This is a genomic window from Sulfuriflexus sp. (genome assembly GCF_032250955.1).
Lineage (GTDB): Bacteria > Pseudomonadota > Gammaproteobacteria > AKS1 > AKS1 > Sulfuriflexus.
In genome coordinates this window covers 1-21,193 of record NZ_JAVVES010000034.1, presented here as the reverse complement: position 1 = coordinate 21,193, position 21,193 = coordinate 1, and the positions used below count along the sequence as shown (strand labels likewise).

Below are 21,193 nucleotides of genomic sequence, written 5' to 3'. Positions count from 1 at the left end.
GCTTGAAGCTTAACGCCACACAACTCGAGTCGCATCTACAGGCTGACCTCGCCCCCCTCTATATCCTGAGCGGAGATGAAACCCTGCTCGTGCAGGAGGCCGCCGATGCCATCCGCCACGCGGCGCGTGCCCGGGGCTACAGTGAGCGCGAGGTCATGCACGTTGACCGCAGTTTTGACTGGTCAGCCCTCAACGATGCCGGTGATACACTCTCCCTGTTCGCAGAAAAGCGCATCATTGAGCTGCGTATACCGACCGGCAAGCCAGGGGATGCCGGGCGTAAGGCACTGCTGAACTGGGTCGAACGGCCACCCGAGGATACCCTGTTACTGATTATCACCGGCAAGCTCGAGGCCGCGATCCCGCGGGCGAAGTGGTTCAAGACCCTCGAGGCCGCCGGTGCCAGCCTGACCATATGGCCACTGGAAGCGGCACGCCTGCCCGGTTGGGTTGGCGCGCGTATGCGCGAACGCGGCCTGCAACCCGATGTTGCCGCCGTTGAATTGCTGGCGCAGCGTGTCGAAGGCAACCTGCTTGCCGCCGCCCAGGAGATCGACAAGCTGCAACTCCTGCACGGTGAAGGGCCGATCACCCTCGAAGACATTGACGAGGCCGTGGTCGATAATGCCCGTTTTGACATCTACCGGCTGGTCGACACCGCCTTGAGCGGCGATGCGACGCACACGCAGCGCATGTTCAATCGCCTGCAGGAAGAGGGCATCGAGCCGGTGCTGCTCTTGTGGGTACTCGGTCGCGAATTGCGCAGCCTGGCCGGCATGGCGGCCGAATGCGCCACCGCTGGCGGCCGGCCGTCGGATGCGGCCGTGGACCAGGTCATGACCCGCTACCGGGTCTGGCAAAAGCGCAAGCCGTTGATTAAAAAAGCCCTGCAACGTAGTGGCCCGCGCCGCTGGCAGGGCCTGGTACTGGTCGCGGCGCGTATCGACCGGGTTATCAAGGGCCAGCTGGCAGGCAATGTACGGGATGAATTGTTACAATTGTGTCTCGCTCTCGCCGGCCTGCCCGTGGCGACCGGCCTGCAGCGCAGTGTGGCCCGGGCCCGCGGCTGATCGACCGCCGGCAACCAATACTTAACGTGTGATAATGATGCCAACCAATATGAAAGAACAAGATATCGATGTCGTCGCCTATATGCAGGACATCGGCGTGCGCGCCCGCGCCGCCTCGCGCGCGATCGCGCGTGCCACCACGGCAGAAAAGAACACTGCCCTGGAGGCGATTGCCGATGCGATCATCGCCGGCCGTGCAGCCCTGCTTGAGGCGAACCGGCGCGATATGGCGGCCGGTCGCGAACAGGGTCTCGATGCCGCCTTGCTGGATCGTCTTGAGCTGAATGACGAGCGTGTCGACGGCATGGCCGAGGGCCTGCGCCAGATCGCCGGTCTGCCGGACCCGGTCGGCGAGATCAAGGACATGAACTACCGGCCCAGCGGCATCGAGGTCGGCAAGATGCGCGTGCCGCTCGGTGTGATCGGTATCATCTATGAGTCACGCCCGAACGTGACCGCCGATGCCGCCGGCCTGTGCCTGAAGTCCGGCAATGCCGCTATCCTGCGCGGTGGCTCCGAGGCCCTGCATTCGAACCAGGCGATTGCCGCCTGCGTGCGCCAGGGTCTGGATGTTGCCGGTCTGCCGCAGGATGCCGTGCAGGTGATCGAGATCACCGACCGCGCCGCAGTGGGCGAACTTATCCGCATGCGCGATTATGTCGATGTTATCGTGCCGCGCGGTGGCAAGGGCCTGATAGCAAGGGTCTCGGAAGAGGCGCGCGTGCCGGTCATCAAGCACCTGCATGGCGTTTGCCATGTCTATATCGATGACAAGGCCGACTTCGACAAGGCCATAGCCGTGGCCTTTAATGCCAAGACCCAGCGTTACGGGACCTGTAATACGATGGAGACCTTGCTGGTTGCCGAGGGCATTGCCGCGGCCATCCTGCCACCACTGGCCGCGAAGTATGCCGGGGCCGGGGTCGAGTTGCGCGGCTGTGAAAAGACCTGCGCGATCCTGACCGATGCCCGGGCGGCGACCGAGGCGGACTGGGACGAGGAATACCTTGCGCCGATCCTGTCGATTCGCGTGGTACCTGATCTGGATGCGGCGATTGAACATATTCATGCGCATAGCTCGCAGCATACCGAGTCGATCCTGACCGAAGACCTCTCGCGGGCGCGTCGTTTCACCGCCGAGGTCGATTCAAGCTCGGTGATGGTCAACGCCTCGACCCGTTTTGCCGATGGCTTTGAATACGGCCTCGGTGCGGAGATCGGTATCAGTACCGACAAGATCCACGCCCGTGGCCCGGTCGGGCTGGAAGGCCTTACTTCGCAGAAATACATCGTTATCGGTGACGGCCATATTCGCACATAGGCAACAAGGCCCGGCGCGGTTGGCCCTTCCCGGCAGGTTATGAAACCGACAGGCATTCTTGGCGGAACCTTCGACCCGGTGCATTGCGGGCATTTGCGGATTGCGCTCGATGCCCTGCAAATGCTCGACTTGCAGCAGGTGCGCCTGCTGCCGTGTCAGCAATCACCGTTACGCGAGGCGCCTCACGTCAGCGGCGCGCATCGCCTGGCCATGCTCGAGGCGGCGATTGCTGGTGAACCGGGGCTGGTCGCCGATGGCCGTGAACTACGGCGTGCCGGGCGCTCCTTTACCGTCGATACCCTGCACGACTTGCGCGCGGACTACCCCGACGCCTCGCTCTGCCTCATCGTGGGCATGGATGCCTTTATCGACTTCGCCAGCTGGAAAGACTGGCAGCAAATTTTTAGCCTGGCCCATGTCCTGGTCGTGCAGCGGCCGGGCAGTGAATTACAGTTCCAGGATGCCGACCTGCGGCGGGAATATGAACAACGTCACTGTCAGCAGGTGAGCGAGCTGGGCAACGAAACGGCCGGCAAGATTTACCTGTTCGAGGCGAGCCGCCTTGAGATTTCAGCGACACGAATACGTGCCCTTGTTGCCGCCGGCAAAAGTGCACGTTACCTACTCCCGGACCCGGTCTGGGAATATATTCAGCAACACGGACTTTATCAATGAATACAACAGTAAACCTGGATGCAGAGGCGTTATGCAAGATCGTCGTCGATGCCCTGGAAGATGTGAAGGCACAGGATATCCATGTCATCGATGTGCGGGACAAGAGCAGCGTCACCGATATCATGGTGGTTGCCAGTGGTACCTCGAGCCGTCAAACCAGGGCGCTGGCGAACAACGTCGTGGTCAAGGCCAAGGAGCATGGCGTGCTACCGATTGGTACCGAGGGCGAGACGGAAGGCGAGTGGGTCTTGATTGACCTGGGCGATGTCGTGGTCCATGTCATGGTGCCGCATGTCCGCGATTTCTATAATCTCGAGAAACTCTGGGCCACCGAGATGGGCGCGGAAAGTGATGCCGGGGATACTGCCCGGGGCTGATGCGCATTCACCTTATTGCAGTGGGTCAGCGCATGCCGGACTGGGTTAATACAGCCTACCAGGATTTTGCCCGGCGCCTGCCAGGCGAATACCGCCTCAACCTTGTCGAGCTCGCGGCCGGCAAGCGCGGCAAGAACGCCGACATCGCCCGTGCCATTGCCGATGAAGGCAAACGCATGCTCGATGCACTACCCAAGGATTGCCTGGTCATCACCCTTGATGAACACGGCCGCGCCTGGAGCACCATGGAGGTCGCCGGGCAGCTGGCCGACTGGAGCCGGGGCGGCCGTGACGTGGCCCTGCTCATCGGCGGTGCCGATGGCCTGGCCGCCGAGGTCCGGCAGCGTGCCGATATGAGCTGGTCACTTTCCAACCTGACCCTGCCCCATGCACTGGTGCGGGTGGTCCTGGCCGAGCAACTCTACCGTGCCTGGTCATTGCTGACTAACCATCCTTACCACCGGGCCTGAAGAATAATCAGACAGGATTAACAGGATGTTAAAAAGAGCACGAACCAATCCTGTCCATCCTGTAAATCCTGCCCATTTATGTTTTTAAGGCTTTTCCAGGAAAATCAGGCATGATTTACAGGATTAACAGGATGTTAAAAAGAACACGAACCAATCCTGTCCATCCTGTAAATCCTGTCTATTTATGTTTTTAGGGTTTAATCATGAATAACAGCGGCATATACCTCGCCTCCCAATCACCGCGCCGGCGCGAACTGCTGGAGCAAATCGGTGTCCGATTTGAGGTGATTGCGGTCGAGGTGCCAGAGCAGCGTCGGCCTGGCGAGGCCGCCGTGCGGTTTGTTGAGCGTCTGGCACTGGAGAAGGCACGCGCTGGCTGGCAACAGAGTGCGCAGGATCGACCGGTGCTGGGCGCCGATACCATCGTGGTACTGGGTGACGAGATACTCGGGAAACCCGGGGGACCTGCCGGGGCCGAAGCCATGCTGGCGCGCCTGTCGGGCCACGAACACCGGGTCATGACAGCCGTGGCAGTCATCGGGGTACGCAATGGCGAGGAACACGAGGCGATGCGTCTGAGCATCAGCCGGGTGCGCTTTCGCCAGACCACGGCCGCCGAGCGCCGGGCCTATTCTGCGAGCGGCGAGCCGGATGATAAGGCCGGGGCCTATGCCATCCAGGGACGTGGCGCCATGTTTATCGAGCACCTCGAAGGCAGCTATAGCGGGGTAATGGGCCTGCCCGTATTCGAAGCCGCTGATTTATTGCGGGAATTTGCGATCCCTGTCATCTGAAAGTGCCGGTGACGGTGGTATGATGCATAAGGTAATAATAATAAGGAATACCCGCAGGGACGGGTAGTGGCAATATGAGTAGTGAGATTCTAATCAATATGACCCCCAACGAGACCCGTGTCGCGTTGGTGGAGAACGGTGTTCTGCAAGAGGTCTATATCGAGCGCGAGCGCAAGCGTGGCCTTGTGGGCAATGTCTACAAGGGCAAGGTTTCGCGTGTCTTGCCGGGGATGCAGGCGGCTTTTATCGATATCGGCCTGGAACGTGCGGCCTTCCTGCATGCCTCGGACATTGTCTCCGAGAGCGTCAGCGGCGAGGAAGAGAAGCTCGATAATATTACCGAGCTGGTGCACGAGGGTCAGGATATTTGTGTGCAGGTAATCAAGGACCCGCTCGGCACCAAGGGCGCGCGCCTGACCACGCAGGTCTCTATTCCTTCCCGTTTCCTGGTCTTCATGCCGGGCACCTCCCATATCGGGGTGTCGCAAAAGATCGAGGGTGAGGAGGAGCGGGCGCGCCTGCGCGAACATATGGAAAACATTATCACCGAGGAATATGCCGGCGGTTATATTTTGCGCACCGCCGCCGAGGGCATCAGTGAGGCCGAGCTGGATGCCGATGTTAAATTCCTTAATCGCCTGTGGGATGCGATTCGTGAACGTATGCGCACTGCACCGACCAAGTCGGTGATCCATGAAGACCTGCCGCTGGCCATGCGCATGATGCGGGACCTGGTCAGCCCCGAGATTGAAAAGGTCCGGATCGACTCACGCGAAACCTTCGAACGCGCCGCCAGGTTTGCGCGCAAGTTTATCCCCGAGGTCTCCAGGCGCATTGAATACTATCCGGGGGAACGCCCGATCTTTGATCTGTACTCGGTTGAAGATGAAATTCACAAGGCCCTGGAAAAAAAAGCCCAGCTCAAATCGGGCGGTTACCTGATTATCGATCAGACCGAGGCCTTGACCACCATTGATGTCAACACCGGTGCCTTTGTCGGCCACCGTAATCTCGAAGAGACCATCTTCAAGACCAATCTCGAGGCGGCCCAGGCGATTGCCCGGCAGGTGCGTCTGCGCAACCTCGGTGGCATCATTATCCTCGACTTTATCGACATGCAGGATGAGGAGCACAAGCGCCAGGTCCTGCGTGCGCTGGAGAAGGCACTCGAACGCGATCACGCCAAGTGTCACATCAGCCAGGTGTCGGGCCTCGGCCTGGTCGAGATGACCCGCAAGCGTACACGCGAATCACTGGAACACGTACTCTGTGAGACCTGTCCAACCTGCAATGGCCGCGGTTCCCTGCGCACAGCCGAAACCGTGTGTTATGAAATCTTCCGCGAGATTCTGCGCGAGGCGCGTCAGTATGATGCGCAGACCTTTCTCGTCATGGCCGGTCATGAGGTGGTGGACCGCCTGCTCGATGAGGAGTCGGATAATATCGCCGAACTCGAGGATTTTATTGGCAAGCCGATCAAGCTGCAGGTGGAGTCACTTTATACCCAGGAACAATACGACGTCGTCCTTATGTGAGACAGGACGCTGGATCGATCGTGAAATTTAAACATCCTCTCATTCGAACAGCACTGGCGACCCTCTGGTACAGCTTTGCGACGGTTGTCGTTCTGGCGGCGCTGCTGGTGAGCATGGCGCGCCTGCTGCTGCCGCTGGTTGAAGACTACAAGAGTGAGGCCGAGCAACTGGTCAGTCGTTATGCCGGGCAAACGATTCGTATCTCGGGGTTGCGTGCACAGTGGAACGGACTCGGTCCCGAGGTCAGCCTCAAAGACGTACGCGTCTATGACGCGGATGACCGGCAGGCGCGCCTGCAGTTTGCCGAGGCCAGAATCGGTATTGATCTCCTGGCCTCCTTATGGCGCCAGGATATTGTGCCGTCCAGCCTGACGATCAGTGGCATACAACTGTCGTTCACCCGACATCTGGATGGCAGTGTCAGCGTACACGGCCTGAGCGATGCTGAAGACAAGACGGACAGCCAGAAAGATTACTCCCGCCTGATCTCGGCGTGGTTGTTTCGCCAGCCCGAAATAGGCATCGAGTCCAGTTCCCTTTACTGGAGCGACGAAAAGAGCGGGGTTAACAATCTGTTCTTCGCGGATGTTTACCTGCGTCTGCGTAATGATCAATTGCGTCACCAGATCGAGGGTAGCCTGGTGCTACCCGGACACCTCGGTGAGGCCTTTGGTTTCGCGATCGACCTGCAAGGTGACCTGCTTAACCCGCTAGGCTGGGCCGGTGAGTTATATATCAAGGGCAGGGGATTCGTCCTGCCGGAGTGGTGGCCCCGCGACATCTTCTCGGAGATCGGTATTGCCGGAGGCGTAGCCAATTTCGAATTATGGAGTAACTGGGCAAGCGGCCGCTTGCAGCAGGTCGAGGGCAGTGTCGATACACAGGCCCTGAAGTTTTCCGGGAGCAAGGGTAAACAGCTGCCGCTAACGGCTCTCTCCAGTGATTTTGTATGGCGTCAGCTCGACAGTGGCTGGGACGTCCGTTTAAACCGGTTTTCACCGGTTATTAACGGGCAGGCATGGCCGTCATCAGAGGCGGCAGTGATCGCGCATACCGGGGCAGAGCGTTATGAACTCAGTGCTGACTTTGTTCGTCTTGATGACGTTGTCTCAACAGCGGCCTTGTTTGGCTTGCTGGATGAAGCGCGGCATGCAGCATTACTGGGCCTGCAGCCACGGGCGGATTTAAAAAACCTTGTTGTGCACTATTCGCCAGCCGAGGCTGAAGGCGAGGGCCTGCATATTGAAGCCGACTTTACGGCGCTGTCTACGCGTCCGTGGCGTGAATTACCCGCCGGGACGGGGCTCTCCGGGCACCTGATCGCTCGGCCGGAGCAGGGCTACCTGCACCTGGACAGCAACGATGCCCGGCTCGATTACCCGATAATGTTCCGTGACCGTCTCGCCCTGGATCGCCTGCAGGGTGATATCTATTGGCGGCATACCGCTGCCGGGTGGCAGATCGATGCGCCGGGCCTGCATGTCAGCAATGCCGACATTCAGCTCGACACACGCTTGACGATGCTGTTGCCTCCTGAAGGCGAGCCCTATATCGACCTGGTGGGTTACTTCAGGGAAGGCAAGGGCAAGCAGGCGAGCAAATATATGCCCGTGAATGTGATCCCGGATGATGCCGTGGCATGGCTGGACAAGGCGATTGTCGATGGTTATGTCCCCGCCGGGGGGGTTATCCTGCACGGTCCAATGGCGCAGTTTCCATTCGACCATGGTGAAGGCAAGTTTGAAGTTCGCTTCGATGTAAGGGATGGGGTACTGGATTACGAGCCGGGATGGCCGATGCTGTACGGGGCAAATGCCGAGGTTGTGTTCAGCGGACGCAGCATGCGAATCAATGCCCAGAGTGGCCGTATCCTGAACTCGACAGTCAAGGATATCCAGATGGCCATCGAGGACCTGGATGCCGACAACCCGGTTCTGCACCTGCGTGGTCTTATGGATGTCCAGACGGCCGATGTGATCGAGTATGTCGTGCGCAGCGGCCTTGGCAAGGACTATGTAAAAACCCTGCAACGTCTGCAGGCCAGCGGCAGTGGTGAACTTGAACTGGCCATGCGTCTGCCACTGGAGGCAGGCGAGGAACACCTAAGCGGCCGCATGCGTTTTGATAACAACACGATCGCCTTACAGGACCAACCCGTTTCGTTACAGAAATTGAATGGGGAAGTCAGTGTGGTTGACGGCGACTTTCGCGGTGAAGCCTTGCAGGCGGAACTGATGGGAGAGGCCGTGGTTATCCGTGTCGAACCGGGGAAACGAAATGACGTTGCCCTGAACATTGAGGCGCGTACCCGACTGGATATGAATGCAGGTCTGCGCAAGTATTTCGATAAATCGATCCCGGATGTCATGCCGGGCAAGGCTGACTGGTTATTGGCAGTGCAGATCCCCGGGGCAGGGGCTGCTACGCGTGAAGAGGCCAAGCTTGTGCTCAGCTCGAACCTGGAAGGCGTGTCTATTGCCGCCCCGACGCCGCTGGGTAAAATGGCAAAACAGCGACGGCCTCTCCATATTCGCCTTGGCCTTGGCGATACCCGGCAGTATGAAGTGGCGGTGACCTACCATGATTTGTTGAGCGCGGTGCTTGAACTGGATGAGGCATTCGCCTTGCTGCGCGGCGAAGTGGTGCTGGGCAAGTCGGTCACGGGCCTGCCGAAGGAAACAGGGCTGGTTGTCAGTGGTCAGCTCGAAAAACTGGCGCTCCAGTCTTGGGTGGATTACACCACCGGCCTGCAGTTGTTCAAGGGTGACGGCCAGTCACCACCTGGCATACCCGCCTGGCTCTCGTCGGTGCGGTTGAATGTGGGCGAACTGGACGCCTTTGACGAGATATTCAGGCAGGTCAGTGTAAATGCCCGGCGCGAGGACGACCGTTGGCAACTTGATGTTGAGTCGGATCGCCTGGCCGGTCGCATATGGGTTAACGATGAGCCGCTGGAGCGGCCCATGAAGCTGGATCTGGATTACCTGAAGGTGCAGCGCGACCCGGGCGACGCAAGCGCCGAGAGCCGGATTGACCCGCGCAGTCTTCCCGGTTTTGACCTACAGGTGAAAGCGTTCATTTTTGATAATGTCGAGCTCGGTAACCTGTCGGCGAATGTGGTGAGGACACCGGAGGGCTTGTTTATGGATCGTCTGCAGCTGAATGGTGCGCGCGCGAGCCTGGGCGCCAGCGGTGAATGGGCCGTCAACAAGGGTGTACAAAGTACCCGTTTGCAGGCGAAACTGGAGAGCAGCGCCTTCAGCGAACTCCTCGCCGATCTGGGTTATGTGAGCGGTTTTACTGCCGGGCGGAGCGAGAGTGAGGCGCAACTGGAATGGCCGGGTAGTCCCATGCAGTTCGCACTTCACAAACTGAATGGTGAACTCTCGCTGTATATTCGTGATGGCCAGCTCCAGGATGTGAACCCGGGTGCCGGGCGGGTGTTTGGTCTGCTCAGCCTGCAAACCCTGCCACGGCGCCTGTCCCTGGATTTCAGCGATGTGTTCAAGCGAGGCTTCAGATTTGACAGCATCAGGGGCACATTCGAGCTGGAACGCGGTGATGCCTATACAACCAATATGTATCTCGAGGGGCCGGCGGCACGTATCGACATTTCGGGGCGGACGGGACTGGCGGCGAAGGATTATGATCAGCTGGTAACCGTGACCCCTCACCTGACGGCCAGTCTGCCACTGGCTGGTGCCCTGCTTGGCGGACCGGTAGCCGGTGGCGTGTTATATGCGATTGATAAACTGCTGAAGAAGACCATCGACAAAATTACACAGTATCAATATACGATCACCGGCAGCTGGGATGATCCGAAAATCGTTAAATTGGCCGAGGTCGAAAGACCCGTTGTATCCACGGAATAATGCGCAGGCCATGCACATGACCAGGCCGGCATATGACCTCGTCAAGTGAGGGTGTATAAAGCGGGCCGAGCGGGCTTTGTGTTATGATGATCTGGCGATGAAACCACTCTGGCCCCTGTTATTTATTCTCATTGTTGCCCCGGGCATGGCCCTGGAATCCCTGCCATCCTCCATGGTGCAGAGCGAACCGGCAAACAGGCAGGTGCTGACTGCAGAGATGTGGGCACGGCCGCGCAGTGGCCAGGCAGTGCTGTCGATGTCGCCGGTGCGTACGGCCATCCGCGACCTGCTCAATACCCCGGGGAGTCGTTTACTGGTCCGCTATCCGGGCGGTGACGAGGGCAGTATCTGGGCGGAAGAATTACAGGGCTGGTTGATTTCACTGGGGATAGAACCCACCTTGATAGAAATGCGCCCGGGCAGTTCTCCGCAACAAATTGAATTAGAAATTATGTCGATAACGAGTGTGAAGTGATGAGTCAGATTGCCGCTATCCAGATGGCTTCCGGGCCAAATGTTAATTCAAACCTGATCGAGGCGGCACGTCTGATAGACGACGCGGCCAAGGCCGGTGCACAGATGATCGTCTTGCCGGAAAACTTTGCCTTCCTAGGACAGAGCGAGGCAGACAAGTTTGCCCATGTCGAAGAGGATGGTCATGGTGTTATGCAGGACTTCCTCGCCGAGGAGGCGAGGAAACATGGAGTCTGGCTTGTTGGCGGCACGGTGCCCATGCAGGGTCATGACAAGAAGCGCGTCCGCCAGGTCTGCCTGCTTCTCAATGATAAGGGCGAACGGGTTGCGCGTTATGACAAGATCCACCTCTTCGATGTGCATATCGCGGCGACGGCTGAAAACTATAATGAATCCGAGACCATTGAACCGGGCAACGAGGTTGTCGTGGTGCATACGCCGTTCGGCAAGATGGGTATCGCGATTTGTTACGATCTGCGCTTTCCGGAATTATTTCGCCGCATGCTCGATGAAGGTGTCGAGATCATTGCCCTGCCTTCAGCCTTTACTGCGATCACCGGCAAGGCGCACTGGGAGTCACTGGTTCGGGCACGCGCGATCGAAAACCTGGTTTACTTTATTGCCGCTGATCAGGGTGGCTATCATATCAATGGTCGTGAGACGCACGGCGACAGCATGATCGTTGATCCATGGGGACAGATACTGGACCGCCTGCCAAGTGGTTCCGGTTTCATTATGGCGGACATCGATCACAAGCATGTCAGCAAGGTGCGCAGTAACTTTCCGGCCACCAATCACCGCCGCATCTCCTGCAATCTTTCGGATAGTGAATTATGAACACACAACTTGAACAGGCCCGGCAACAGCTGCTCGTGCCTGCCGGCCTCGGCGAGTCGGATCTGCAGAATATTCTTGACCATCTGATGGCGCATGATGTCGATAACGCCGATCTCTATTTTCAGTTAAGCCGGCATGAGTCATGGTCACTTGAAGACGGTATCGTCAAGGACGGCCGCTTCAATATTGATCAGGGTGTCGGTGTTCGCGCGATCAGTGGCGAGAAAACCGGTTTTGCCTATTCTGATTCCATCATGTTACCTGCCCTGACGCAGGCGGCGGATGCCGCGCGCACCATTGCCCACAGTGGTGGCAATAACCAGGTCAAGGCCTGGAGCGGGGCGCAAGGCCGTAATCTTTATACACCGCTGGATCCGTTGGCGAGTATTCCCGCTGAAGACAAGATCGCCCTGTTGCTGAGCGTCGATGCCGCGGCCCGGGCTGCGGACCCGCGCGTGGTGCAGGTGATGGCGAGCATCGCCGCCGTGCATGATACGATTTTGATTGCCGCCAGTGACGGCACGCTGGCCGGCGACATACGGCCACTGGTGCGTCTGAACATTAATGTGATCGTTGAGCAAAATGGCAAGCGTGAGCAGGGTAGCCATGGTGGTGGTGGACGTTTCGGCTATGGTTACTTCCTGGATAACAACCTGGCCAAGGAATATGCCGAGGAGGCCGTGCGCCAGGCGCTGGTCAACCTTGAGGCCATCGAGGCCCCTGCGGGCACGATGGATGTGGTACTGGGCCCGGGCTGGCCGGGGGTCCTGTTGCACGAGGCCGTGGGCCACGGTCTGGAAGGGGACTTCAACCGCAAGGGCAGTTCAGCCTTCTCCGGCCGGGTCGGTGAACGGGTCGCGGCAAAAGGCGTCACCGTGGTCGATGACGGCAGCATACCGGACCGCCGCGGCTCCCTGAATGTGGATGATGAGGGTTCGGTCACCCGGGAAAATGTCCTCATTGAGGACGGCGTCCTGTGCGGTTACATGCAGGACAAGATGAATGCCCGCCTCATGGGGGTAGCCGCGACCGGCAACGGTCGGCGCGAGTCATACGCCCATTTGCCGATGCCGCGCATGACCAACACCTTTATGCGCGCCGGTGAATATGACCCCGAAGAGATCCTCGCCTCGGTGAAAAAGGGTTTGTATGCCGTGAACTTCGGTGGCGGCCAGGTTGATATCACCTCGGGCAAGTTCGTCTTTTCGGCCAGCGAGGCCTACCTGATTGAAAACGGCAAGATTACCGCCCCGGTAAAAGGCGCCACCCTGATTGGCAATGGCCCGGACGTGATGAACCGTATCAAGCTTGTCGGCAATGACCTGGCCCTGGACTCCGGGGTTGGCACCTGCGGCAAGGAAGGCCAGAGCCTCCCGGTGGGCGTAGGCCAGCCGACCCTGCGGGTTGATGCCCTGACCGTTGGCGGGACCAACGCCTGAAGTGCCTGGGGTGAGAGATGCATAAGTATCCCGGTCTCAAAGACGGTCATTTCCTGCAGGGCATCGAAGACGGTGGTGAGGTCGTCGTTCTCGATGACGGCGCGCGGTTCAGGGTCTATGCAGGCTTCGTCTGTTTTACCCGCGACTGGGAACCGGGCCACATGCTGCGCGTCAAGGAGAACCCGAAGAACAAGGCGTTTCCTTACAAGGTCATTAACATCCATGCCAATAATTCTGCCGAAGCGGTTTGGCTGGTGGCCTGAGCGGGCCGGGCATGGGTATGAAAAAATTACTGCTGGTAACAGTTCTGGTGGCGGGCGGCCTTTGGCAATATGATCAGAACCGTGTCATCGAGCAGGCCGACGGCGTTATTGCCGCAGCCGAGCCGCTACAACACAAGGTCAACAATGCGCCTGCCTTCAGGCATGCTGACTATACCGTTACGCCGCTGGCGAACTTTGCCATTGAGGCCCGCGTCTTATCGCGCAAGAAATACACCCTGGGTCGCGAGGCGGCCTTGTCGCCGCTGGATCTTGCACTGGGTTGGGGCCCGATGTCAGATAACCAGGTGCTGGACAAGATCGATATCAGCCAGGGGAATCGTTTTTATTACTGGCGGGCTGAGCAGGAGCCGATCCCGCACCGTGAGATCATCCGCCACAGTTCGAACATGCACATGATCCCTGCCGATGAGCGGGTGGCCGAACAACTGGCCGGGATTCGCGAGGGCAATGTGGTTGCCCTTACCGGGCAGCTGGTGAAGATCAAGGCCGATGATGGTTGGCGCTGGCAGAGTTCCCTGTCGCGTACCGACACCGGCAACGGTGCCTGCGAACTGGTGTGGGTGAAGGCGGTCTCGGTACTTTAGTGCGCTAATGGCCGATGATCATCTCGCGCAGGAATTTGAAGATTTCGCGTGACTGCCGTTTGCTGCGTTCTTCGCTCTGCTTGCTGTTACGGGCATTGCGTACCAGTTGCCGGAGTTGCTGGCGATCCGCGTCCGGGTAATCGGCCAAAAGCTCGGTGAGCGCGGCATCGCCCTCTTCAAGGAGGCGATCACGCCAGCGCTCCACGGAGTGAAACTCGGCAATGGCCTCGCGTTTGGGGGCCTCAAGTTGATCGAGGGCATCGCGAATGGCCTCACCGTCGGCGTGGCGGAGGAGTTTGCCAATGAATTTTAACTGGCGCTTGCGGGCGCCGTGTTTGAGCGTCGCCTGACACTCGCGGATGGCATCGAACAGCCTGTCATCCAGAGGCAGTTTTTTCAGCTGCGAGACAGGCAGGTCGACGAGTTGCGCACCCATATCGGTGAGGGCGTGCATGTCGCGCTTGATTTGCGACTTGCTGATAAATTCGTCGTTGTCATCGTGATCGGTCATTATGGGTAACTACAGGCCTCGAAGCGGAGGCCTAATGATAGAGATTTAATGCTGTCTTTGACAGCATAACGGGAAAACAGTTTATGTCACAGCCAGCAGTACAGAACGGGCAGGGTGAGCTGCCTGCCAAAGCCGAACTGGAACGGGCTATCAGTATCGCCCTTGATGAGGCCAAGGGCCGGGGGGCGAGTGCCGCCGAGGCCGCGATTTCCGCCGAGAACGGCTATAGCGTGACGGTGCGCCTCGGCGAGGTGGAGACCGTCGAGCATAATCGCGATAACGGCATGGGTATCACGGTCTTTTTCGGGCATCGCAAGGGCACGGCCAGCACCACCGATACCTCGACCGCTGCGATTAGCCGTGCGGTCGAGGCCGCCTGCAATATCGCCAAACACACCGCCGAGGATGAATATGCCGGGCTCGCCGATGCCGGGCTTATGGCCAGCGAGTTTCCGGACCTCGACATGACCCACCCGTGGGCGATCGACACCATTGCGGCCATCGAGTTGGCACGTGAGGCCGAGGCTGCCGCGCTCGGCTATGACAAGCGCATTAACAATTCCGAAGGCGGTTCCATCTCCAGCCATAATGGCCTGCGCGTGTACGGTAATACGCATGGCTTCCTGAATGGATACGGTAGTACTTATCACAGTGCCAGCGTCGCCGTGATTGCCGAAGAGGCCGGTGCCATGGAGCGGGATTACTGGTATAGCTCGGCGCGGGATGCCAGAGATCTCGAGCCCATGAGCAGCATCGGCCGGCATGCTGCCGAGCGTACCGTGTCGCGCCTCGGTGCCCGTCAGCTGAGTACGCGCAAGGTGCCTGTCCTGTATGTAGCGGAGAGCGCGGCGAGTCTGCTCAGCCACTTTATCGGCGCCGTGCGCGGCTCGAGCCTGTATCGCAAGGCCTCTTTCCTGCTGGACAGACTGGGTGAGCCGGTATTCGCCGATAACATTAATATCTATGAACAACCGCATCTGCCGGGCGCCCTTGGTAGCGCGCCGTTTGATTACGAAGGCGTAGCAACCCTGCCCAGGCGTGACCTGATCACAAACGGTGTGCTGCAGGGTTATGTGCTTGACAGTTATTCAGCGCGGCGTCTTGGCATGCAGACCACGGCGAATGCCGGCGGCACGCACAACCTGACTATTGAGCCCGGCAGTCTCGATGCGCAGGGACTGTTGCGGAAAATGGATACCGGCCTGCTGGTCACCGAACTGATGGGTTCGTCAGTGAACACCATCACGGGTGACTATTCACGCGGCGCGGCCGGTTTCTGGGTGCAGGGTGGCGAGATCCAGTACCCGGTTGCCGAGATCACCATTGCCGGCAACCTGAATGACATGTACCGGCATATCCTCGAGGTCGGTAATGATGTCGATTTGCGGCGCAGCACGCGAACCGGCTCGATCCTGATCGAGGAAATGACCATCGCCGGTGAATAAGGAGGTCTTTATGTACGAAGGTGGCTGTTTATGTGGTGCCGTGAGATTTGAAGTGCACGGTGGCATCAGTGACATTGTCTATTGCCATTGCTCGCTGTGCCGCAAGGCGCAGGGCAGTGCCTATGCGACCAACGGTTTTGCCGAGCAGGCAGGGTTCAGGTTTGTCCAGGGTGAAGACAACCTCACCGCCTACGAATCGCCGCCGGCTAATATCAAGTATTTCTGTAAGACCTGTGGCTCACCGATTATGAGCAAGAACGCCAACATGTATCCGGGACGTCTGCGTGTGCGCCTGGGCACGATAGACTCCGCGGTCAGCGAACGTCCGCTGGCGCATATCTTTGCCTCGTCAAAGGCCGAGTGGGATGAAATCTGTGATGACTTGCCGCAATTTGATGCGTATATGCCGAAGCAGGAATAAGAAGAAGGCCGTCCCTGGTATCCCTGTCCCTGAACACCCATCCTAGAGAGCGGGCCGCCCGGAGACAATAATCCAAAAGAGCTAGTGGGCCGATTTGTCCCTCCCGGTAACGAGCGGGCGGCTTTATCCTCAAGAAAACAGCAGCTTGCGGCCAAGGAAGGCAAGGGCTACGAGGATGATAAGCCCCAGGATCTTCTCCATCTTACGGGCTGAGAAGCGAGTTGAGCCCAGGTAAGAGCCGAGCCAGCCGCCGAGGATCACGGCGATGATCAGCGGAATGTAGCCACCGAGATCGATGGCGTTGTATTGTAAACGTGAGGCCAGCCCGGCGGCCGAGTTCAGCCAGACAAAGATCGCACCACAGGCCGCCGCCTGCTGACCCTTGCCAAGACCAAGAATGATAATCAGCGGCACAAGGTAAATCCCGCCACCGATGCCGACAATACCGGCGATGAGGCCAAGTACCGAGCCGGCCACAAGCGAGACCACAAGCTTGCCCCGCGTCGACAGGTTCAACTGCAAACTGGTTTCCCGCCACAGGTAGATACGGGCAACGACAAACAGCAACGAGACGAACAGAAGCCAGTAAAAGACGGTCTTCGGCAACTGCAGTGAACCACCCAGGTAAGACATCGGTATCGAGGTGATCAGGAAGGGTGCGATCAGACGCCAGCGGACATGCCGGTTACGAATGAAATTGAAACTGCCGATGCTGGTCACAAGCAGGTTCAGGCTCAGCGAGATCATGGGTATGGCCATGGCATTGAAGCGAAGAATCGCCATCAGCGCTGTATAGGAAGAGCCGCCGCCAAGCCCCACCGATGAATAGACAAAGGCGACGATAAAAAAAAGCCCGGCGATAAAGACGGGAGAATAAACAAGCTCAATAATACTCATTGAGGAATTATATAGCAGCGACAAGCCATAGTCCGTTCCAGGTGATTATTCTCCTGAGCATCGCCTGGCTAAAAAATTGGCTGGCGAGGGAGTCGTCATGCGACTGCCAGATCAGACATAGCAACAATTCCTTGTCGATGAATATTGATATTCCGGGCCAGAGCAGAAATACCAGAAAAACTATAACCAGTTTTCTGCATCCTTAAAGGCAGCATGATTATGTATTGACTGGTTGATGGGGGAGTTTTTATCCAGGAAGAGGAGAAAAATACTTTTCGAAATGCTACTGAAGGCGTTTTTCGCGTCCATCAGTATCGCGGGTATAGACCTCACCCTGGATGCGGAAGGAATTGGCCTCTTTCTTGTAGACGCCAAACACGACGGTGTTGGCGGGTAACTTTTCTTCCAGGTATTCACTATTGTTGGCATCCCGATGCAACAGCTTATCGCCGTGCCCGTGCCGGAATTCATATAAGCCGCTGCGTTTGTTCACCACCTTGGAGGCGGGCAGGTCACGGTGGAAATAGAGCAGTGTCTTGCCATCGGCAGAGATTGCATAGCCGTTCTGGCGCGGCGAATATTCGGAAAACTTGACCAGCCCGATTTGCACTTTCTTGTCACCCTGGTGGTGAAATGTCTCCAGCACCCGCGGCCGCATGATGCCTCCTGATAGCTTGATGGAGAAGTAGGCAGAGAGGCGCGTCTCGCCTGTTTCGACCTTTTCGTGCAGGGGGGCGTAGACAGATTTTTCCAGCGCCTGCGCCAGCGGGGCCAGTATCAGACTCAGAAAAAGCGGCAGCAGGCGGGTGATTGTCATCGGTTTCTCGATTCAGGGCTAGAGTATCTTGCTGGTATATCGGCCAGGAGGCGTTTTCCATTAGGTGCAGCAAGAAGAGGGGCAACTCTTATGGCATGAGAGCCAGAGGAGTGCCGCCTTATGCGTGTTCTCTATCTTATGAGGTTGTGATCAGTTCCTGCCTTTTTCTTCATATGGAAATCGATCATGGCCACGTCTGTGCTAAAGCCCTCCCAGGTTGACGGTTATTGCCGGCTGCCTGTTCGCGACCGAAATACGTTATAATCAAAACATTGTTCACCCTGGCCTGCGCTAACCAATCCTGACCGTTCTCCTTATGCAAAAAGCTGCCAATATCTTTTCTCACCGCCAGTACTGGGCCAGACGTTTTGGTGTTGCGCCGGTATTGCCGATGTCGCGGGCCGAGATGGATGATCTGGGCTGGGACAGCTGCGACATTATCCTGGTCACTGGCGATGCCTATGTGGATCACCCGAGCTTTGGTATGGCCATGATCGGTCGTCTGCTGGAGGCGCAGGGTTTCCGGGTTGGCATCATCGCCCAGCCGGACTGGCAGGATAAAAACGCCTTTATGGCGCTGGGCCAGCCGAACCTGTTTTTTGGCATCACCGCCGGCAATATGGATTCGATGGTAAACCGTTATACGGCGGACCGTCGTTTGCGCCATAACGATGCCTATACGCCGGATGGTGCGCCGGGCAAGCGTCCGGACCGTTCGGTCATGGTCTATAGCCAGCGTGTCCGCGAGGCCTACAAGGGCGTGCCGGTGATCATCGGCGGTATCGAGGCCAGCCTGCGCCGCATCGCGCATTATGACCACTGGTCGGGCAAGGTGCGCAAGTCCATCCTGCCGGATTCGAAGGCCGACCTGCTGGTGTACGGGAATGCCGAACGTGCCATCACTGAGATCGCCCATCGCCTGGCGAATGGCGAGGCGGTTCGCGACATCACTGACGTGCGTGGCACGGCATACATGCTGACCACCGCCCCGGCAGACTGGGCCGTGATCGATTCCACCGATGTTGATCAGCCGGGCAGGATCGAACAACACCCCGACCCGTATGCCGCCGAGCCGGACTGCCAGCAGGTTACGCAGACCGACGCGGCCCCGGAAAACCGCACCATCGTCCAGCTCGACGCGCGGCGCGTTAAACTCAACCGTGACAAGACGGTGCTGCGCCTGCCGTCGTTTGAACAGGTTGCCGGTGACAAGGTTCTCTATGCGCATACCTCGCGGGTCTTCCACATGGAAACCAACCCCGGTAACGCGCGGGCACTCATGCAGCAACACGGCAAGCGCAGCATCTGGCTCAATCCACCGCCCATTCCGCTGAGCACGGCGGAGATGGATCGCCTGTTTGAATTCCCCTATACGCGGCTGCCGCACCCGGCCTATGGTGAGGCGAAGCTGCCGGCATGGGAGATGATCCGTTTCTCGGTCAACATCATGCGCGGTTGTTTCGGCGGCTGTACCTTCTGCTCCATCACCGAGCATGAGGGGCGGATTATCCAGAGCCGCTCGGAAAACTCAGTCATTCAGGAGATCGAGACGATCCGCGACACGGTGCCCGGTTTTACCGGTAACATCTCCGACCTCGGCGGCCCGACCGCGAACATGTATCGCCTGGCCTGCAAGAGCGAGAAGATTGAATCAGCATGCCGGCGTCTGTCCTGCGTATATCCGGACATCTGCACCAACCTGAATACGGATCACAAGCCGCTGATCCACCTCTATCGCCGGGCCCGTAAACTCAAGGGCATCAAGAAGATCTTTATCGCTTCCGGGCTGCGTTACGATCTCGCGGTGCGTTCGCCCGAGTATGTGAAGGAACTCGTGCAGCACCACGTCGGCGGTTATTTAAAGATCGCGCCCGAGCATACCGAGCAGGGGCCGCTGAGCAAGATGATGAAACCGGGCATCGGTTCCTATGACAAGTTCAAGGAAATGTTCGACAAGTTCTCGAAGCAGGCGGGCAAGGAGCAGTATCTGATCCCGTACTTCATCTCCGCCCACCCGGGCACTACCGATGAAGACATGCTCAACCTCGCGCTATGGCTGAAGCGCAACAGCTTTCGCCCCGACCAGGTGCAGGCCTTCCTGCCGACGCCACTGGCCATCGCCTCGGCCATGTACCACACGGGCAAGAATCCGCTGAAGAAGGTGGATAGAAACTCGGAACGTCTCAGTGTCGTGCGCGGCGATAAACGACGTCGCCTGCACAAGGCTTTCCTGCGTTACCACGATGCCGAGAACTGGCCCATGTTGCGTGCCGCGCTCAAGCGTATGGGCCGGTCCGATTTGATCGGTAACGGCAAGCAGCACCTCGTGCCAAGCTGGCAACCCGCGGGTACCGGCGGGCGTCCGGAAGGTGTGCGCGGTTATGCCGAGGAAAAGAAACAGGCCGCCCAGGCAAAACACGGCAAGAAGAAGGTTGTCGCGAAGAAAGGCATTGGCAAGAAAGTGACGGCGAGAAAGAAGGTTGCCAGGAAAGCTGCGGTTAAGGGCCGTGCCAGACCTGCACCTGAAGCCAGGGCGAATACACGCCGTAAACCGGCTGGCAAGCAAAAGACTTCGAGACGGCGTTAGGCTTTTGATCTTAATAAGGCCTATGGAAAACTGGTCACCGCATCACCCGGCTGCCAGGCTGGGTATTTCTTCATGACATCCTGAAACAATTCCGATTCGAGCCAGTCGGTCAGCCATTGTTGCAGGCAAGGGTAGGGGGCCTGGTCAAACCAGGCCTTGTCCGTATGGGCGAACTGGCGGATAAAAGGCATGCTGGCGATATCGGCGAGAGTAACCTGTTCGCCGAGCAGGTAGCGATGCCGCCTGAGGCGTTGCTCGAGCTTGTCTAAAAACACTGCCCCTTCTGCCCGATAATCCGCAGCCTGTTCATTCGGGTAACGGTCGGGGTATTTGTAACGGTCGAGGTTGTGCTTGAACGGGCCGTCATTCTCTTCGATTAAGGCGCCGGCCTGTTGCCGTAAGTCGCTATCACCCGGCCACCACTGCGCCGGGTCATGCTGTGCCAGCGCCCAATGCATGATGTCGAGGCTTTCTTCGAGGACCTTGCCATCCGGCAAGACCAGTACCGGCACCTCGCCCTTGGGTGAGGCCTCAAGCATGCTGGCGGGCTTGTCGCTCAGCACGACCTCGCGCAGTTCGACGACTATGCCACTGGAACCAATAGCCAGCCGTGCCCGTATGGCGTAAGGGCAACGGCGAAAGCTATACAGGATCGGCAGGCGGCTATTCATCCGGATAGGCTGGCGGCCGGTCGTCGTAAAATTTATTGGCTCTTCGGAAAAATTAGTGGGTAAAAATATAGCGAATTTGGAGCAATAGAGATAGTTTTCTGGAAATTGGAGG

General features: G+C 58.3%; 20 protein-coding genes. 16 read left to right on the top strand and 4 right to left on the bottom strand.

Annotated features, from left to right (window positions below; genetic code table 11):
- The first annotated feature begins 2 nt into the window (after nt 1-2).
- From holA to RQ738_RS07755, 13 genes are all read left to right on the top strand, one after another.
- The gene (gene holA / locus RQ738_RS07815; RefSeq protein WP_314163867.1) at nt 3-1,070 is read left to right on the top strand and encodes a DNA polymerase III subunit delta; all 1,068 of its coding nucleotides are present in this window, start codon (nt 3-5) and stop codon (nt 1,068-1,070) included.
- Nucleotides 1,071-1,119: 49 nt separating this feature from the next.
- Entirely contained in the window at nt 1,120-2,391 is a 1,272-nt protein-coding gene (locus tag RQ738_RS07810) for a glutamate-5-semialdehyde dehydrogenase (RefSeq protein ID WP_314163859.1), read from the top strand.
- A gap of 39 nt (nt 2,392-2,430) precedes the next feature.
- Nucleotides 2,431-3,066, top strand: coding sequence for a nicotinate-nucleotide adenylyltransferase (gene nadD, locus RQ738_RS07805; protein WP_314163854.1), 636 nt, complete (start codon nt 2,431-2,433; stop codon nt 3,064-3,066).
- Entirely contained in the window at nt 3,063-3,443 is a 381-nt protein-coding gene (gene rsfS, locus RQ738_RS07800) for a ribosome silencing factor (RefSeq protein ID WP_314163852.1), read from the top strand. Before nadD ends, rsfS begins: the two co-directional genes overlap by 4 nt.
- Nucleotides 3,443-3,913 (top strand): 23S rRNA (pseudouridine(1915)-N(3))-methyltransferase RlmH, encoded by a 471-nt coding sequence (rlmH, locus tag RQ738_RS07795; protein WP_314163850.1) that lies wholly within the window; start codon nt 3,443-3,445, stop codon nt 3,911-3,913. The genes rsfS and rlmH overlap by 1 nt, the downstream gene beginning before the upstream one ends.
- 203 nt (nt 3,914-4,116) lie before the next feature.
- Entirely contained in the window at nt 4,117-4,707 is a 591-nt protein-coding gene (locus RQ738_RS07790) for a Maf family protein (RefSeq protein ID WP_314163849.1), read from the top strand.
- A gap of 74 nt (nt 4,708-4,781) precedes the next feature.
- Complete coding sequence (gene rng, locus RQ738_RS07785) at nt 4,782-6,242, top strand: ribonuclease G (protein WP_314163844.1); 1,461 nt, start codon at nt 4,782-4,784, stop codon at nt 6,240-6,242.
- A 20-nt stretch (nt 6,243-6,262) separates the two neighbouring features.
- A complete protein-coding gene (locus tag RQ738_RS07780) occupies nt 6,263-10,114 on the top strand; it encodes a YhdP family protein (protein ID WP_314163840.1) in 3,852 nt (1,283 codons plus the stop codon).
- A gap of 97 nt (nt 10,115-10,211) precedes the next feature.
- Nucleotides 10,212-10,589: a hypothetical protein gene (locus RQ738_RS07775; protein ID WP_314163829.1), complete on the top strand. Its 378-nt coding sequence runs from the start codon at nt 10,212-10,214 to the stop codon at nt 10,587-10,589.
- Entirely contained in the window at nt 10,589-11,425 is an 837-nt protein-coding gene (locus tag RQ738_RS07770; protein ID WP_314163824.1) for a carbon-nitrogen hydrolase family protein, read from the top strand. Before RQ738_RS07775 ends, RQ738_RS07770 begins: the two co-directional genes overlap by 1 nt.
- The gene (gene tldD, locus RQ738_RS07765) at nt 11,422-12,864 is read left to right on the top strand and encodes a metalloprotease TldD (RefSeq protein WP_314163821.1); all 1,443 of its coding nucleotides are present in this window, start codon (nt 11,422-11,424) and stop codon (nt 12,862-12,864) included. Before RQ738_RS07770 ends, tldD begins: the two co-directional genes overlap by 4 nt.
- Before the next feature lie 17 nt (nt 12,865-12,881).
- On the top strand, nt 12,882-13,127 hold the full coding sequence (locus tag RQ738_RS07760; RefSeq protein ID WP_314163812.1) for a hypothetical protein: 246 nt from the start codon (nt 12,882-12,884) through the stop codon (nt 13,125-13,127).
- A 17-nt stretch (nt 13,128-13,144) separates the two neighbouring features.
- Entirely contained in the window at nt 13,145-13,732 is a 588-nt protein-coding gene (locus RQ738_RS07755; RefSeq protein WP_314163806.1) for a hypothetical protein, read from the top strand.
- Nucleotides 13,733-13,736: 4 nt separating this feature from the next.
- Here RQ738_RS07755 and yjgA read toward each other — a convergent pair whose 3' ends face one another.
- Nucleotides 13,737-14,243, bottom strand: coding sequence for a ribosome biogenesis factor YjgA (gene yjgA / locus RQ738_RS07750; RefSeq protein ID WP_314163799.1), 507 nt, complete (start codon nt 14,241-14,243; stop codon nt 13,737-13,739).
- Between the two features lie 83 nt (nt 14,244-14,326).
- On the opposite strand from yjgA, the gene pmbA reads away from it, so the two are divergent.
- Nucleotides 14,327-15,688, top strand: coding sequence for a metalloprotease PmbA (gene pmbA, locus RQ738_RS07745; protein ID WP_314163793.1), 1,362 nt, complete (start codon nt 14,327-14,329; stop codon nt 15,686-15,688).
- Between the two features lie 10 nt (nt 15,689-15,698).
- Nucleotides 15,699-16,109, top strand: a complete 411-nt coding sequence (locus RQ738_RS07740) for a GFA family protein (protein WP_314163788.1) — start codon at nt 15,699-15,701, stop codon at nt 16,107-16,109.
- A gap of 129 nt (nt 16,110-16,238) precedes the next feature.
- Here the strand turns inward: RQ738_RS07740 and RQ738_RS07735 are convergent, their stop codons facing one another.
- Both RQ738_RS07735 and RQ738_RS07730 read right to left on the bottom strand, forming a co-directional pair.
- Nucleotides 16,239-17,006 carry a sulfite exporter TauE/SafE family protein gene (locus RQ738_RS07735; RefSeq protein ID WP_314163783.1) on the bottom strand — a complete coding sequence of 256 codons (768 nt, stop codon included), beginning with the start codon at nt 17,004-17,006 and terminating at the stop codon, nt 16,239-16,241.
- Between the two features lie 283 nt (nt 17,007-17,289).
- Nucleotides 17,290-17,823 carry a hypothetical protein gene (locus RQ738_RS07730; RefSeq protein ID WP_314163779.1) on the bottom strand — a complete coding sequence of 178 codons (534 nt, stop codon included), beginning with the start codon at nt 17,821-17,823 and terminating at the stop codon, nt 17,290-17,292.
- A 406-nt stretch (nt 17,824-18,229) separates the two neighbouring features.
- Here RQ738_RS07730 and RQ738_RS07725 point away from each other — a divergent pair, with 406 nt between their 5' ends.
- Nucleotides 18,230-20,410 carry a YgiQ family radical SAM protein gene (locus RQ738_RS07725; protein WP_409929535.1) on the top strand — a complete coding sequence of 727 codons (2,181 nt, stop codon included), beginning with the start codon at nt 18,230-18,232 and terminating at the stop codon, nt 20,408-20,410.
- Nucleotides 20,411-20,430: 20 nt separating this feature from the next.
- Here RQ738_RS07725 and RQ738_RS07720 read toward each other — a convergent pair.
- Nucleotides 20,431-21,193: glutathione S-transferase (locus RQ738_RS07720; protein ID WP_314163771.1), on the bottom strand; the 763-nt coding region annotated here is incomplete at its 5' end.

Excerpts from the sequence above, each read along its gene's own strand:
- RQ738_RS07740 (WP_314163788.1), top strand. The coding sequence starts at position 15,699 with ATGTACGAAGGTGGCTGTTTATGTGGTGCCGTGAGATTTGAAGTGCAC.
- rng (WP_314163844.1), top strand. The coding sequence starts at position 4,782 with ATGAGTAGTGAGATTCTAATCAATATGACCCCCAACGAGACCCGTGTC.
- yjgA (WP_314163799.1), bottom strand. The coding sequence starts at position 14,243 with ATGACCGATCACGATGACAACGACGAATTTATCAGCAAGTCGCAAATC.
- RQ738_RS07770 (WP_314163824.1), top strand. The coding sequence starts at position 10,589 with ATGAGTCAGATTGCCGCTATCCAGATGGCTTCCGGGCCAAATGTTAAT.
- RQ738_RS07810 (WP_314163859.1), top strand. The coding sequence starts at position 1,120 with ATGAAAGAACAAGATATCGATGTCGTCGCCTATATGCAGGACATCGGC.
- tldD (WP_314163821.1), top strand. The coding sequence starts at position 11,422 with ATGAACACACAACTTGAACAGGCCCGGCAACAGCTGCTCGTGCCTGCC.
- nadD (WP_314163854.1), top strand. The coding sequence starts at position 2,431 with ATGAAACCGACAGGCATTCTTGGCGGAACCTTCGACCCGGTGCATTGC.
- rsfS (WP_314163852.1), top strand. The coding sequence starts at position 3,063 with ATGAATACAACAGTAAACCTGGATGCAGAGGCGTTATGCAAGATCGTC.
- RQ738_RS07755 (WP_314163806.1), top strand. The coding sequence starts at position 13,145 with ATGAAAAAATTACTGCTGGTAACAGTTCTGGTGGCGGGCGGCCTTTGG.
- rlmH (WP_314163850.1), top strand. The coding sequence starts at position 3,443 with ATGCGCATTCACCTTATTGCAGTGGGTCAGCGCATGCCGGACTGGGTT.
- RQ738_RS07735 (WP_314163783.1), bottom strand. The coding sequence starts at position 17,006 with ATGAGTATTATTGAGCTTGTTTATTCTCCCGTCTTTATCGCCGGGCTT.
- RQ738_RS07790 (WP_314163849.1), top strand. The coding sequence starts at position 4,117 with ATGAATAACAGCGGCATATACCTCGCCTCCCAATCACCGCGCCGGCGC.
- pmbA (WP_314163793.1), top strand. The coding sequence starts at position 14,327 with ATGTCACAGCCAGCAGTACAGAACGGGCAGGGTGAGCTGCCTGCCAAA.
- RQ738_RS07730 (WP_314163779.1), bottom strand. The coding sequence starts at position 17,823 with ATGACAATCACCCGCCTGCTGCCGCTTTTTCTGAGTCTGATACTGGCC.
- RQ738_RS07760 (WP_314163812.1), top strand. The coding sequence starts at position 12,882 with ATGCATAAGTATCCCGGTCTCAAAGACGGTCATTTCCTGCAGGGCATC.
- RQ738_RS07775 (WP_314163829.1), top strand. The coding sequence starts at position 10,212 with ATGAAACCACTCTGGCCCCTGTTATTTATTCTCATTGTTGCCCCGGGC.
- RQ738_RS07725 (WP_409929535.1), top strand. The coding sequence starts at position 18,230 with ATGGATGATCTGGGCTGGGACAGCTGCGACATTATCCTGGTCACTGGC.